The 15,028-nt window shown below is 37.8% G+C and carries 12 protein-coding genes; 3 read left to right on the forward strand and 9 right to left on the reverse strand.

The genetic code is table 11. From position 1 onward, the window contains the following. Positions 1 to 639: 639 nt before the first annotated feature. Positions 640 to 1,398, forward strand: a complete 759-nt coding sequence (locus tag D1953_RS12285; protein ID WP_119117487.1) for an alpha/beta hydrolase — start codon at positions 640 to 642, stop codon at positions 1,396 to 1,398. 27 nt (positions 1,399 to 1,425) lie between these two features. On the opposite strand, the gene D1953_RS12290 is transcribed toward D1953_RS12285, so the two are convergent. After that, positions 1,426 to 2,757, reverse strand: a complete 1,332-nt coding sequence (locus D1953_RS12290) for a hemolysin family protein (protein ID WP_119117488.1) — start codon at positions 2,755 to 2,757, stop codon at positions 1,426 to 1,428. A gap of 180 nt (positions 2,758 to 2,937) precedes the next feature. Beyond that, positions 2,938 to 3,333: a MerR family transcriptional regulator gene (locus tag D1953_RS12295; RefSeq protein WP_119117489.1), complete on the reverse strand. Its 396-nt coding sequence runs from the start codon at positions 3,331 to 3,333 to the stop codon at positions 2,938 to 2,940. Between the two features lie 529 nt (positions 3,334 to 3,862). Between D1953_RS12295 and D1953_RS12300 the strand changes: the two genes are divergently transcribed. Next, on the forward strand, positions 3,863 to 4,288 hold the full coding sequence (locus tag D1953_RS12300) for a DUF4395 domain-containing protein (RefSeq protein ID WP_425454273.1): 426 nt from the start codon (positions 3,863 to 3,865) through the stop codon (positions 4,286 to 4,288). 49 nt (positions 4,289 to 4,337) lie between these two features. Here D1953_RS12300 and D1953_RS12305 read toward each other — a convergent pair whose 3' ends face one another. From D1953_RS12305 to efeO, 3 genes are read right to left on the reverse strand one after another with little or no spacing between them, the layout of a single operon-like run. Then, positions 4,338 to 6,068 (reverse strand): FTR1 family iron permease, encoded by a 1,731-nt coding sequence (locus D1953_RS12305; RefSeq protein WP_119117490.1) that lies wholly within the window; start codon positions 6,066 to 6,068, stop codon positions 4,338 to 4,340. 12 nt (positions 6,069 to 6,080) lie between these two features. Then, positions 6,081 to 7,364 carry an iron uptake transporter deferrochelatase/peroxidase subunit gene (efeB, locus tag D1953_RS12310; protein WP_119117491.1) on the reverse strand — a complete coding sequence of 428 codons (1,284 nt, stop codon included), beginning with the start codon at positions 7,362 to 7,364 and terminating at the stop codon, positions 6,081 to 6,083. Continuing rightward, a complete protein-coding gene (gene efeO, locus D1953_RS12315) occupies positions 7,365 to 8,210 on the reverse strand; it encodes an iron uptake system protein EfeO (protein ID WP_119117492.1) in 846 nt (281 codons plus the stop codon). It abuts the gene before it with no gap. A gap of 167 nt (positions 8,211 to 8,377) precedes the next feature. On the opposite strand from efeO, the gene D1953_RS12320 reads away from it, so the two are divergent. Next, complete coding sequence (locus D1953_RS12320; protein WP_119117493.1) at positions 8,378 to 9,898, forward strand: MDR family MFS transporter; 1,521 nt, start codon at positions 8,378 to 8,380, stop codon at positions 9,896 to 9,898. Positions 9,899 to 10,274: 376 nt separating this feature from the next. Here D1953_RS12320 and def read toward each other — a convergent pair whose 3' ends face one another. From def to D1953_RS12340, 4 genes are all read right to left on the reverse strand, one after another. Continuing rightward, positions 10,275 to 10,856 carry a peptide deformylase gene (def, locus tag D1953_RS12325; protein ID WP_119117494.1) on the reverse strand — a complete coding sequence of 194 codons (582 nt, stop codon included), beginning with the start codon at positions 10,854 to 10,856 and terminating at the stop codon, positions 10,275 to 10,277. A gap of 76 nt (positions 10,857 to 10,932) precedes the next feature. Next, complete coding sequence (locus D1953_RS12330; RefSeq protein WP_245980103.1) at positions 10,933 to 12,645, reverse strand: ABC transporter ATP-binding protein; 1,713 nt, start codon at positions 12,643 to 12,645, stop codon at positions 10,933 to 10,935. 97 nt (positions 12,646 to 12,742) lie between these two features. After that, positions 12,743 to 14,485, reverse strand: coding sequence for an ABC transporter ATP-binding protein (locus tag D1953_RS12335; RefSeq protein WP_119117496.1), 1,743 nt, complete (start codon positions 14,483 to 14,485; stop codon positions 12,743 to 12,745). 15 nt (positions 14,486 to 14,500) lie between these two features. Beyond that, complete coding sequence (locus tag D1953_RS12340; RefSeq protein ID WP_119117497.1) at positions 14,501 to 14,956, reverse strand: PadR family transcriptional regulator; 456 nt, start codon at positions 14,954 to 14,956, stop codon at positions 14,501 to 14,503. Between the last annotated feature and the right edge of the window lie 72 nt (positions 14,957 to 15,028).

A 15,028-nucleotide genomic window follows, 5' to 3' on the forward strand; every position in this document is an offset into this window, starting at 1 on the left:
CTCCGATAGAATTTGAATTAGCTCTTTGCACTTTGCACTTTTTTATAGTGTGTGCTCACTTTAAAAATTAACGTTGGCGCTTTGTTTTGTTCAGTTTTCAAAGAGCAATATTTCAATCTTTATTCATTTTAACACACCTTCGAATAGTTGTCAACTTCTACGAAGTTATGAAGTGTTTTTTAATCGCTGTTTTTTCAGCGACCATTTCATCTTAACGCTTTTAAAATCAAAAGTCAATCTCTTTTTTTAGATTGTTTTTTCGATGTTTTGTTTCCTTATTGCTTTATCTATATTAAAGCTTAAAAACATATAAGTCAACCTATTTTTTAATTTAATAATATCTACTACAACATGCAACTAAAAAGTCCTCCCTCTAACCATCCCACTTCCGATAATCACATTAAGTCCTCCTAAAACATCTAAAGTAACCTCCGCTTTCCTCATAGTCATCATTCTTTTTCATTTGATCTATGATCTCCCCTTCAACATCAAAAACTACTATTAAACGTCATGGAAAATTAAGTTGACATTCATATATGATTTATGATAACTTTATACCAAGTAAACTAATGTGATTAATTAACTTTGGATTTTTCTAAAAAATATAGACATAATTATTTATAAAAGGAGGCTTTACTAATGACAAAATTACACGTACGTCCAGGAGCGGAGTCATTTTTTCTACCAGGCAACTCAACAGGTATTCTAATATGTCATGGTTTTAACGGAACTCCACAAAGTGTGCGGTATTTGGGGGAGGAATTTGCTGCTCATGGGTATACAGTATATGCCCCAAGATTAACAGGACATGGAACACACGTAAATGAAATGGAGGAAGCTACATACTTAGATTGGATAGACGATTTACACGAAGCCTATCTTCTATTAAAACAAACTTGTCATTCTATCTTTGTCATTGGCCAATCTATGGGGGGCGCGCTTGCCCTGCATTTAGCTACTAAAGAAAAGTTCGATGGAGTACTGACCATTAATGCTGCTCTTTCTGTTCCTGAATACGAGGTATTAGCTAATCAAGTAGAGCCTCGATTTATCACGGAAGGAAAACCAGATATTAAGGACCTAGAAGCAACGGAAATCACTTATGACCAAGTCCCATTAAAAGCGGTCTTTCAATTACTTAATATCATGAAAGTAGTCAAACAAGAGCTTCCAAAAGTCAAATGCCCAAGCATGCTCTTTGTATCTCCAGAAGATCACGTTGTGCCTGCACAATGTACTGATGATATTTATAACTCTGTAGCAGCATCACACAAAGAAAAGGTCATCTTACCGAATTCTTATCATGTTGCTTCATTAGACTATGATAAAGATAAGATTGTCGAGCATGCCTTAAACTTTATTCAATCTCATGCAAAGAATGCTATTGTTGCTTCTTAAAATTAAAAAACAGGAAAAAACCGAGAGCTATTCACTCTCGGTTTTCTGTATAGTTGGTACAATCGGTACTTTCTTGACTTCCACGTATAGCACATGATGGCCATCCATTTCTTTAACAATAAACTCATAACCACCAGCCTCTCGCTTATCCCCGATAGCCACTTCATACTTTCCTGTTAAAATCCAACCACCTAACGTATCAACGTCGTCTTCTACCAAATCAATAGCTAACGTATCATTCACATCTTCAATTAAAGTTTTTGCATCGAAGATATAATGATTGTCAGTAATCTTTTGAATAAGCGGACGTTCGTCTTGGTCAAATTCATCGCGAATATCGCCCACAATTTCCTCTAAAATATCTTCAACGGTTACAAGACCCGCTGTTCCACCATATTCATCCGATAAAATCGCCATATGAATTCGTTCTTTTTGCATTTTAAGCAATAAGTCATGAATCGGAATGGTTTCTAGTACTCGAATGACTGGCGTAATAAAAGAATCGACTGTTAATTCCGCAACATTTTCTTCTGTAATGGTCGCTGTATATAAACGTTTAATATTGACCATTCCAATAACGTTATCTTTATCCCCATCAGTTACTGGATAACGAGTAAATTGTTCTTCTTGAATTAACTCAACTACATCCAGTAATCGCATGCCTTTTTCAATTACGACCATTTCTGTACGCGGAACCATAATTTCATTAGCGATACGTTCATCAAATTCAAATATTTGGTTAACATATTTATATTCTGATTGGTTAATTTCACCGCTTTTATAGCTTTCAGATAAAATAATACGTAACTCTTCTTCTGAGTGAGCTTCTTCTCCTTCTGATACTGGTTTCATTCCAAAAGCACTCGTTAACAAACGAGCAGAACCATTTAGCATCCAAATAAATGGATACATTATGCGGTAAAACCAGATTAATGGCTTAACAAACATTAGCGTAATCGTTTCTGCCTTTTGAATCGCCACCGTTTTCGGAGCCAGCTCCCCAACGACTACGTGTAAAAAAGTAACCGATGCAAACGCAATGACAAAAGAAAGAATATGACTAACAGAAGGATCTATTCCCCATTTATTAAAAACCGGATGAAGTAAAGCTTCTACAGTCGGTTCTCCTAGCCAACCAAGTCCTAATGCTGTAACGGTAATTCCTAACTGACAAGCTGATAAATATTCATCTAAATGTGATGTAACTTTCTTAGCAGCGACAGCATTTTTATGTCCATCTTCTATTAATTGATTAATACGGGAACTTCTTACTTTTACAATGGCAAATTCAGAAGCCACAAAAAAAGCGGTTAAAGCAATTAAAAAGGCTACTGCTAATAATTTTATCGTAATGTCCAATATGTGCGGGGTATATCAAGCGTCTAAAGCCATGACGGTTGACAGGTCCCAAGCACCTCCTATTTTCAACAATTTTTAGTGATTTACAGCTTTTGTTGAAGAAATCCGAGGTCAGTTGAATCTAAAACCATTGTTCATAATATGCTCTTTGGGTAAAAGAAATATAGGGCATAAATATCCTTAAATGAGTAAAACTAATAAAGATTGAATTAGCGTCATGCTTTCATGAGAAATCTGCTTCTTTAATAGCCGTTCATTTTTCTTATCTTTCTTGATTAAATCCAGTACTTCTTGCAACTCCTCATTTAAGCCGTGCAGCTTTTCTTTTAACTGCACCCCTGTTTCTTTTATATCTAGCGTGTTATGCTCTGGTTGTAGTAGGCATTCTCTGATTTCTTCAAGTGAATAGTGCTTTTCTTTATATGCAATAATCCGGCGCAATCGTTCTAACTGTTGTTTATGATAGTAACGGTAATTAGAAGGGGAACGTTCCGCTTCTAATAAACCAATATTGGTATAATAATCAACAGTTCGTTTCGTTACATTCGCCAACTGCGCTAACTCTCCAATTTTCAATGTCTCGTTCCCAACGTAATCCCTCCTAAACCGTCACGTGATAGTTTGTTTATCGTAACGTAAATTTCCCTACATATATCATATAATGTTTGGGGTGAATTGAGAAATATTTATTACTATTCTTAAACATCCGCTTAACTTTCCTCATAGTTTTACTTATAAGCTTAATACGGCTGCTATATCGAAAAGATAGTATGCATTATAAAAACCGATTATTTTCTATAATCGGCATAGGCAACTTTATATAAATAATCGTTATTTTTTCGCTTTAACGTACGAACTAGCAACAATTTTTGGACCGCATTGACATAGGATGGAATGTTTTAATTTCTTAATCAGCGCTCCACATGATCCACAGATTTTAACAGTCAACCGAATGTCCCCTTTCAAACATGATATACTATCTATTATACAACACATCATTTAATAATCAATACTAAATTAAAATTATTATAATTAAGTTAAATTCTTTAACAAAATATGCGCTTTAGTATACAATTAAATAAAGCCTATACGGAAAGTTGGTTTTATGATGAACAAAGTTCGTTCTATTCCTCGTCCATTAGTAAGAGCGAATCAATGGACAATTTTTGGAAGTGTTGTTTTAACACTTATAACGAAACAAGAATGGATTTTAGCGATTCCACTAATTGCTTGCCTGCTTGGTTTACTTTTTGATTTTAATCCTGTTATGCGATTCGCAAAGCTGTTCTTACGCAAAAAAACTTCAGATTATATTCCTGAAGATTACGACCAACAAAAATTCAATTCTATAATTGCCATTTCTTGCTTAGGTCTTGGCTTACTTAGCTTTTTATTAGATTGGACACGTATTGCCTATATCTTCACAATCATGGTCGGTATCGCCTCATTTGTAGCCATTCTTGGGTTCTGTATTGGCTGCTTCATTCACTATCAATGGAAACAATTCACGTATCGTCGTTCTTTAAAATAAGCTTTATAAAACAACACGAGCCTGACCAATAAAATCAGACTCGTGTTGTTTATACATATTTCTTTCGAATAACCATCGTTGTTACTAAAATGATTAGAAGCAAACCAATTTGCGGCAGCACTGTTTCCCACGTTGGATATAAGCCTGCCCATTCAACAAACGGAAAAGAATGAATCGTATGGGTTGCAATCACTTGTGATACTTGAAGAGAATGAATACTCACACCAAGAATTTTAAAAGCAATGGCATAAATTAAGATTGTTGTGACTTTTAAGAATGGTGAAATTGGGATTTTCACACTATAGCGGAGCATCACAAACCCTACAACTACTAAAATAACAACTGCAATTCCAATTCCACTTACTAACTGGGTTAACGTCATATAAGGCGCCATACCAGTATAAAAAATAATGGTTTCAGCCCCTTCACGGAAAATCGATAAAAAGCTGATCAATGCAAAAGAAAAGAGACTTCCAGTTGCAATTGCTTCATTCATCTGTTTCCCGATATACTGATTCCATGAGCGGATATTCGACTTACTGTGTAACCATGCCCCAACTGTCAACATCATAAGTACAGCTACAATCCCCGTAATTCCTTCAATGTATTCACGACTTGAAGCAGCTGTTAATTGTGAAAAGACTACATTAATCACAACAGCTAATACCGCACTGGAAACAAGCCCTGCGAGAACACCATACCAAATCCATTTTTGCTTCGCCTCATGTCCAACACGTTTTAGAAAAGATAATAAGGTTGCTACAATCAATAAGGCTTCTAAACCTTCTCGTAATAAAACAAGCGCAGCATCCCACATAGAATACTTCGTTTCCCCTAATAACGGTTGAAGTCGTGCATTTAAATCAGTAACAATGTCATTCGCCTCATCGACCTTCGCATTCTTCGATTGAAGCAAGCTAATGGCAGTCGGCACTTTCGTCTCCATATCGCTATATAGCTTACTATCTCGCGTAGATACAGCACCTTCAACCATTGGCCAGATGAACAAAATCTCATTCAAATTTTCAACTGCTTGATCTATTTTTTGATTAGATATATTATCGGCACTCTTTTCAAGCAGTTTTGTTACATCGCTTAAAGAATAATCTTCCTTACTATTTTCTGCGACTTTACCGCTTAAAAAATCTTCAATTACCTGTTGCAAACCCTCTAAATTTTCTAAAGCCTTATCATAATCAACTGGATCTTGTGTAATAGCAATACGAACGAATGCCATATACGTTTCAATTTGACCGTATGAAGCTGTGCTTTCATTGCTGACAGCGAGTTCCACCTCATTCCATTGGTTAAAAATAAGGTTGTATTGAGCCTTTACCTTCGAATTATCTTTTGCAGCTACACTTTCTTTCATATCTTCAATCAAAGGAACGATTTGCCGCAGCTTTTCTTTTTTTGTGCTCATATCAACTGGATTTTGTTCGGCATCGTAATTAATAAGAGCTGTTGAAAGGGCTGATAATTTCGCTCGAAGTTCTTCAGGCGTCTCTCCTGCCTCTAACCCCTTCTCTACATCTGTCATACGCTCGTCTACGACATCCGCAAGCTTACTATCTACTTTAATTTGTTTCCACTCTTTTTCAAATAAATGAATATTATCGGAAACTGCTTCAGTATCCCCAGTCTTTGCTTTCATCAAACTATCGCCAATATACATAAATAGCTGATCATGATTCTCCCCTGCAAACACTTTCGTTCCGGATAAAATCAAAACAAAGGCGACGAACAAAGCGAATAATTTACTTCGTTTCACCAGAAACATCTCTCTTTCTTATTAATCAAACAGAGTCTCACCAATATATCCGCCTTTTTGTACACCCGGTAAGCAAGCAAAAAGAGCACTGCCCCGATGAACGATATATTCATTAAGCTTATCATTCTTTGCTAAACGCTGTTGCATCGGAATAAATTGAGTACTTGGGCGACGCTGGAAACAAATAAACACAAGTCCTGCATCCAAACTCCCTGTCTTTGTATCCATTCCATCTGTATAGGAATACGAGCGTCTTAAAATACTGTGCTTCCCATCACCACGTGCAACACGCATATGAGCTGTCTCAGGAATCACAAGCCGTCCTGTTTCATCCACTGCTTCAAAATCAGCGGAGTCAAATTCATTCTGCTTGCCAAGAGGGGCCCCGCTATCACGATGACGTCCAAATGTCGCTTCTTGATCATTTAATGTCGAACGATCCCACACTTCAATATACATTTGAATTCGGCGTACAACCATATAGCTACCGCCAACAAGCCAGTCCGGTCCGTCCCCTTTTTGTACCCAAACGGATTTCTGTAATGCACTCTTGCTCGTAACATCGGGATTGACCGTACCATCTTTAAAACCTAACAGATTACGCGGAGTTACTTTTTGAGCATCTGCGTTCTTCGTACGTTGGAAACCAGTTTGGGCCCAGTGAATCACTGCTTTTCCACGCGCCATTCGAACTAAATTTCTGACTGCATGGAACGCTACTTGTAAATCATCTGCACAAGCTTGAATACAAAGATCGCCTCCGGTCCACTCCTTCTTTAAAGCATCCAGCGGAAATTTCGGCAAATCTACTAATTCAGCTGGCTGTTTAGACCGTAAGCCAAACCGATCTTTACCATCCTTTACAAATAGACTCGGACCAACTCCAAAAGTAATGGTTAAATTAGAAGGAGATAACCCAACGGCTTCTCCCGTATCTTTCGGCGGTAAATTTCCATTAGTCGAAGTATCTCCAACCGTATTACCAGATGTCATTAACGCTGACGCTTCCGTCCACTCTTTAAAAAGCTGAATTAAATCTTGTTTCGAATCCGTCGTTACCTCCAATGACACAATGTATAAATTATCTTGAGGGGAAGTTGTAATTCCCGCTTGATTGGCACCGTAAAAAGGGACAATATCATTACTTTGTCCCTTTGTTACAGTCGCATCAGATAACGCCAAAACCCCACCTAAGCCTGATGCTCCAAGAACAGCACCAACTCCACCAATTCCTGCTGCTTTTAACACACCTCGTCGACTTACCTTTTTCTCAAAGATAGAAGTTTCTTTTGATAGATCTGTCAATTAAGACGCCTCCGTTACGATTCCTATTTGTGATAGTGGTTCTGCTAATGCATCAACGGCTTGACTGAATTTCTTCACTTCTGCTTCGGTTAAATCCGTATACAGCTTATAGCCGTCTCCCTCTTTTTGTTGGTCTAGAAGGCTATGCACTTGAGCAAATTGTGCTTCAATCGTTGCTGCTAAATCAGCATCCTTCGCTTTCACTTCATCTTTTAGTAAATTAAAAATTTCTTCAGCTCCTTGAACGTTCGCTACAAAATCATATAAGTCAGTATGAGAATAACGATCTTCCTCACCTGTTACTTTAGAAGTTGATACTTCGTTTAATAAATCAACCGCGCCTGTAACTAATAAGTCTGGTGTCACTTCTACTGTTTCTACTTTTGCACGAAGTAAATGAACATCTTTCATTAATTGCTCCGCATACTCTTCATAGCCTTTTGTTGTGTTTTTCTCCCATAATCCGTATTCAATGCGGTGATACCCCGTCCATTCGTCTTCTGGAACATCTCCTTCACGAGCATCAATCTTTGGATCTAAGTCTCCGAACACTTCTGCAATTGGCTCTGCACGCTCATAATGCATACGTGCCGGCGCATATAATTCTTTCGCTTTCTCAACATCTCCTTCAATTACAGCGTTTGTAAACTCTTCTGTCGCTATAACAAACTCTTCAATTTCATTAATTGCATATTCTCTATATTCTGCTGTTACGCCGTCCAATGCATCTTTTGCAACTTCTTTCGTTTCTTCCTTCTTTGTTGTTGCTTCCTCATTCTTTTGTGAGCAACCAAATAATAGACTAGTAGATAAAAGAACGGCTACAGCTGTCTTTGCTTTTTTCATAAATAAAATCTCCCTTAAAGTGGTTTCGAATCTGTTTTTATAATAGCAACAATGAGATTCATTATCAATGGATTTTTTTAGATTTATAATTCCCGTTTACCACTGGTACTCCAAGTTTTTCATTTTGGCCCATGAACATGTATGATGGAAGAAAAGGGGGATAAAACATGGATTCAACAAAAAATCAAAAATTTATCGTTGCCGGTTTATTGCTTGCCATTTTAATGGCTTCAATGGACAACACGATTGTTGCTACAGCTATGGGCACCATCGTTTCAGACTTAGGTGGATTCGATAAATTTGTATGGGTCACATCTGCTTATATGGTAGCAACGATGGCCAGTATGCCGATTTTCGGTAAACTATCCGACATGTATGGAAGAAAACGTTTCTTCCTATTCGGACTCGCCTTGTTCTTACTAGGTTCCGCTCTATGCGGGATGGCAAATAGCATTGTTCAATTGAGCATCTTTCGTGCTATTCAAGGGATTGGCGGTGGAGCATTAATGCCAATTGCCTTTACGATTGTATTTGACATCTTCCCTCCTGACAAACGAGGAAAAATGACAGGGTTGTTAGGAGCAGTTTTTGGATTATCGAGCGTGCTCGGCCCATTGTTAGGAGCGTATATTACCGAATACGCTAGCTGGCACTGGATTTTCTATGTAAATATTCCAATTGGAATTGTGTCTTTATTTCTTGTTTTACGTTTTTATCAAGAATCACCTAACCATATGGAACAAAAAATTGATTGGGGCGGTGCCGCCACTCTTGTTATCGCGGTCGTAAGTTTAATGTTTGCACTCGAACTTGGCGGCGGAGAATACGCTTGGGGTTCAGTTCAAATTATCGGATTGTTAGCTAGTGCAGCTATTTTCCTAGCCCTCTTCTTCTTTTTTGAAAAGCATGCGAAAGATCCAATCATTTCATTCTGGATGTTTAAAAAACGAATATTTGCTACAGCTCAAATTTTGAGTATTCTTTACGGCGGAACATTTATTATTCTGACGGTTTATATTCCTATTTTTGTTCAAGCCGTTTATGGAGGAACCGCTACAAACGCTGGTTTAATCTTAACACCAATGATGCTCGGCTCCGTCATAGGCAGTGCTATAGGAGGTATTTTCCAAAACAAAGCAGGCTTTCGCAAGCTAATGCTTATTTCAGTCGTTACCTTCTTTACAGGTATGCTGCTTCTTGGAACACTGACGCCTGATACAAGTCGTGCATTATTAACTATATACTTAATTCTAACAGGAATCGGAGTTGGATTTTCGTTTTCATTATTACCGATTGCTTCGGTTGATGAATTGGATGCACGCCACCGCGGCATGGCAACGTCCACGAACTCCTTCCTCCGTTCTTTTGGCATGACACTCGGCATCACGATTTTTGGAGCGATTCAAAACAATGCATTTACGAATAAAATCACCGAGGCCTTTAAAGACAGCGGTCAAGGGTTTGATGCTTCGCTCATCAACATGAATGACCCAAAACAACTATTCCAATCTGATACACGCACACAAATTCCTGACTTTGTGCTTGAAAAAATTGTGCAGTCCATGTCTAATTCGATCACACTCACGTTTACGCTGGCCCTTATCCCAATTGCCATTGCGGCCGGGATTATTCTATTCATAAAAAAATCGCAGGCTGAGGTATCACAGGATACTGCGACTACGAAATAAGATATATATAAACATTGCCCCCACTTAGCAAATCTTAAAGTGGGGGCTTAACTTGCCATTAATCTGTAATAAAAATCTCTAAACCTAGCGTTAATAAACAGCGTTTCCAAATACTATACAGACTCTTTGCATTATTTCTAGATGAAACGTATAAGTATAGGAAAAAGACAAAGCCATTCCTGGCTTTGCCAGAGTGTAGAGAAACCTTTTATTTTTAAATTTTCGTTTGAACTCCATCTTCTTTCTGTTGTTTCCGCACTAAATATTGTGTTATTTCCTGATTCAAAAACAATATATGGATTTCCTATGAATATAAAAATGGCTGTCGGGACTTTCCCGACAGCCTGACAAAGCCATTCCTGGCTTTGCCTTTTCTTTATATTAAGCTTTTGATATCGACATTTTCCGGAAGCTTAAATGGATTACCTTTATTAATATGGTCATAAAACATTACACCATTTAAATGGTCAAATTCATGTTGAAAAACAATAGCAGCAAATCCTTTTAAACGAAGTTCGATTTCTTGCCCGTCTAAATTAATCGCCTTTACCTTTACTCGCTCATAACGCGGCACATAACCTGTAACTTCACGCTCAACAGATAAGCAGCCTTCACCTTGTGGCAAATATGTCATTGCAGCAGAGTGGCTAATAATTTTTGGATTAATTATCGCTTCTTCATATAATTTACCTTTTTCATCTTCAAAGTACATCACAAACATCCGTTTATTTAAACCAATTTGATTAGCCGACAAACCCACACCTTCGCGCAGCTTATATTTCTTCGCTAGTTTAGGGTCCTGACTATTCTTTATAAATTGCATCATGCACAGCAATGTTTCTCGATCTTCTTCTGAAAGCGGTACGTTCACCTCTTCTGTCACCGTTCGTAAAAGAGGGTGGCCCTCTTGGACAATATCCTTCATTGTCAATATATAATCTTTTGTAAATTTACTCATCATTCATCTACCTTTGCAAAGTTTCCTTATCTCCACTTTAGCATGTGTTTTTATATACGCGCAAATGATTCTCTAATCAAATATTAAACTGGCTATCGTACAATTCATAATAAAATCCTCGTTGTCCCATTAACTCCATATGAGACCCTGATTCAATAATCGTCCCATCCTTAATCACTAAGATTCGATCTGCATTTTCAATTGTCTTCAAACGATGAGCAATTACAAAACTTGTTCGCCCTTTTGTTAAATAATGAAGACCTTTTTGAATTTCAATTTCTGTACGTGTATCAATACTCGATGTTGCTTCATCAAGTATTAAAATATCTGAATCTGCTAAAATTGCACGCGCAATTGCTAATAATTGCTTTTGTCCCTGACTTAAGTTTGACCCTCCCGATGTAATAGGTGTGTCATATTGCTCTGGCAAATGTTTAATAAAGGAATGCGCGGAAGCCATTTTTGCCGCTTCTATTACTTCTTGATCGGTTGCTTTCAGACGCCCGTAACGAATATTCTCCATAATGGTTCCCGAAAATAAAAATGTATCTTGAAGTACGATACCAATTCTCTTTCGCAATGCACTCATTTGATAGTCTTTAATATTCCGTCCATCAATCATAATTTCACCTGAATCAATATCATAAAAGCGAGATAATAAATTAATAACTGTTGTTTTCCCAGATCCCGTTGGACCAACAAGAGCGATTGTCTCCCCTGCCTTTGCTGAAAACGTAATCCCTTTTAAAATTTGCTTATCTTCACTATAACGAAAATCTACCTGTTTAAATTCCACGTCGCCCTTAAACGAAGAAGCCATAAGCGCATTCGGTTTATCCTGTAAATCCGGTTTTTCATCCATAATTTCAAATACCCGCTCTGCCCCGGCAATAGCCGATTGAAACATATTTAATACATTCGACAGCTGATTAATAGGACGGTAAAACTGTCGTGAATACGTGACGAAAGCAGCAATGATACCGACTGTCGCTAAACCCTGAAGTGTCATCAAAGCTCCGATTCCAATGACTAAAGCAAGTCCTAACGTGCTAATAAAGTTATTAATTGGCCCAAGAAAGCCCGACACCGTATCCGCCGCTCTTGCCGAATGTCGTAATCTATGATTAATACTAGAGAATTTAGTAAAAACCTGCTCTTCTTTTCCAAACAGTGTGATGACTTCTATTCCAGAAATAGATTCTTCAATAAAGCCATTTAACTCCCCTAAATCGCGCTGCCTTTTAATGAAATTACTGCTGCTATACGTAATCACCTTTTTCGTTGTGTAAATCATCAACGGAATAATGAGCAGCGTCACAATGGCCAGCACCCAATTTAACGAAAACATGGCAATTATCACACCTGACGCCATCAAAATAGTAGACACAATTTGACTCACACTTTGACTTAACGCCTGATTCAAATTATCAATATCATTCGTGACCCGGCTCATTAGCTCACCATGTGCTCTCTTATCAAAAAAACGGAGTGACAATGTTTGAAATTTATTAAATAAATCTTGTCGCATGACTCGAATCGTTTTCAATGACACATTTACCATTAAAAACGTTTGCAGCCATGTAAACACCGCTGATGCTGTATAAATACCAGCAAGCAGAATAAGCATCCGCACCGTCCCGCTCATATCTTTCGGGATAATGTATTCATCAACAATGATACCGATTAAATAGGGAGCGCATAGACTTAATAAAGTTGAAAGAATAACGAATACAATGGAGACTACTAAACTCCATTTCTCCTTTTTCATATAGCGCCAAATACGCAGCATTGTCCCTTTTTTATCTTTCGCTTTTTCGACCGGGCCACCAAACCCACGTGGACCACGTGCTCGTGCTACAGCATTTTCCGCTCCAGATGATGAGGCCTTATTCATAATTCAGGATCTCCTTCCCGCTTTGAGTACGATAAATTTCACGATAAACTGAGCTCTTCATAAGCAATTCATCATGTGTTCCACTAGCTTCAATCATCCCATCTTCCAGCACCAATATTTGATCGCAATCGATAATAGAAGAAATTTTAGAAGCAATTAAAAATACCGTTGTATTCGGAAATTCTTCCTTTAATGCTCGCTGAACCGCTGCTTCGGACTTTGCATCGAGCGCGGATGTCGAGTCATCTAATAATAAAATGTTTGGTTTACGAATTAACGCACGGGCAATTGATAAGCGCTGCTTTTGCCCACCCGATAAATTGGTCGCCCCTTGCATTAATGTATAATCATATGTACCGTCCAGTTTATGAATAAATTCACTTGCAGCCGCTAATTCAGCCGCCTCTTCCATTTCCGAAGCTGTTACATGTTCTTTTCCATATTGCATATTTTCTTCAATAGTTCCAGAAAACAAAGTCGCTTTTTGCGGCACAAAGCCAATCGCTGAACGAAGTGCTTCAAGTGAATGATTCTTCAAGTCAATTCCATCAATAAGGACAGTGCCGGAATCTGGATCATACAAACGTGGAATTAGTTTAAGGAGTGTTGTTTTCCCACTACCTGTCGATCCAATAATCCCTATTTTTTCACCCGACTTTGCATGGAAAGAAAGGTTTTTCAATACGTATTCTCCGTTTTTACTATAGCTATAGTCAACGTTACGGAACTCTATCTCTCCTCTAATCTCTGAGACAGGAGTTGGTTGTTGCGGACTTTCAATATCAATATGTGTATCAAGCACTTGTATAATCCGGTCAGCTGATGGAAAGGAACGCGTAATTTGCATTAACACATGTGTCATACTCATTAAACCGTTCATAATAATATGAAGATAATTAATAAAAGCAAGAATCATTCCGACTTGAATAACCCCTTGATTCACTTGAATCGCACCTAACCACATTCCTCCAACAATCGCTATATTAACAACAAACATCGTAATTGGCATAAGCGACACAATTATTTGTTCAGCAGAGAAATTTCGTTTTGTAAGCATATCATTGACCGTTTTAAAATTACTTTTTTCAAATTCCTCACGATTAAATGCCTTTACTACACGAATACCTGCCAATGTTTCTTGAAGTTTCGTATTGACCTTATCCATCGCTTCCTGCACTTTTTGGAACAATTGACCGGACTTGACTGAGAACCAAATAATACAGATGCTTAAAATAGGAATGGCAATAAGCAAAATAGGAAACAGCTCACGTGCTGTCAGCCAAACAATGACGATACTGCCAACAAATAAAAAAGGACCACGAACAAGAATAAATAATGTCATTCTAACCGCATTTTGAACGGTTGTAATATCATTCGTTACAATCGTAATTAATTTCCCAGTCCCAAATGTGTCATGATTTCGACTGGAAAACTGCTCAGTTTTTCGAAATACATCCTGGCGAATATCAGTACCAAAGTATACCGCCGCTTTTGTACTGTATATCGCACTTCCCATTGCCCCTAGTAACCCCAAAACAGCAGAAACTATCATAAAAAACCCAAGTTTAATAACATAAGCATGATTCCCATTAGCAATCCCCGTATCAATCACATGCTGCATCATGGTTGGTTGCAATAAATCCATCGCTACCTCTACGCACATAAATAATGGCCCTAATATCGCAAACCATTTATACGGTTTTATGTATACTAATAATTTTTGAAGAGATTTCATTTCACCTCCTCCTTTCTAAAAGTTTTGCAGACGCTTCGTTGCTTCTTGTAAAACATCAATCAATTCTGGCGCTCGTTTTGGCTGCCGGCGAACTGTTTTTATCGCTTTTCGCAACTGATGTTCAAACTGGTCCATCTGAATTTTCAGCAGTTTCGATTCATCAGATTGCCGCCACTCGACATGTTCTCGCCAGTGTTCCCAAAAATCATCCGTCTCTGCCTCATGCCAACTCCGTACTTTCATTTCTCCTGCTTTATTTAAGGTGTATACTTTTTTATCTTTTTCAATCGTACTATCGATAAAGCCTTTATCCATTAATTCCTGTAAAGCTGGATAAATGGTTCCGGCACTCGCTGAATACAACCCGTTTGATCGCTCTTCTAATTCTTTCATAATTTGATAGCCATGCATTTCTTGAATATTAAGTAACTGCAAAATCGCCATTTGCACAAACCCTCTACGTTTTCCCATCTATTCGCCCCCCTATATCGATAACATTTTAAACGATATATCGATGTTATTCAATCGATATAATTTATATTC

This window comes from Peribacillus asahii, assembly GCF_003570725.1.
GTDB classification, from domain to species: domain Bacteria; phylum Bacillota; class Bacilli; order Bacillales; family DSM-1321; genus Peribacillus; species Peribacillus asahii.

Bases quoted from the DNA above. Each gene is read 5' to 3' on its own strand.
- D1953_RS12285 (WP_119117487.1), top strand. From the start codon at position 640: ATGACAAAATTACACGTACGTCCAGGAGCGGAGTCATTTTTTCTACCA.
- D1953_RS12300 (WP_425454273.1), top strand. From the start codon at position 3,863: ATGATGAACAAAGTTCGTTCTATTCCTCGTCCATTAGTAAGAGCGAAT.
- D1953_RS12305 (WP_119117490.1), bottom strand. From the start codon at position 6,068: ATGTTTCTGGTGAAACGAAGTAAATTATTCGCTTTGTTCGTCGCCTTT.
- efeO (WP_119117492.1), bottom strand. From the start codon at position 8,210: ATGAAAAAAGCAAAGACAGCTGTAGCCGTTCTTTTATCTACTAGTCTA.
- D1953_RS12320 (WP_119117493.1), top strand. From the start codon at position 8,378: ATGGATTCAACAAAAAATCAAAAATTTATCGTTGCCGGTTTATTGCTT.
- def (WP_119117494.1), bottom strand. From the start codon at position 10,856: ATGAGTAAATTTACAAAAGATTATATATTGACAATGAAGGATATTGTC.
- D1953_RS12330 (WP_245980103.1), bottom strand. From the start codon at position 12,645: ATGCTGCGTATTTGGCGCTATATGAAAAAGGAGAAATGGAGTTTAGTA.
- D1953_RS12335 (WP_119117496.1), bottom strand. From the start codon at position 14,485: ATGAAATCTCTTCAAAAATTATTAGTATACATAAAACCGTATAAATGG.
- D1953_RS12340 (WP_119117497.1), bottom strand. From the start codon at position 14,956: ATGGGAAAACGTAGAGGGTTTGTGCAAATGGCGATTTTGCAGTTACTT.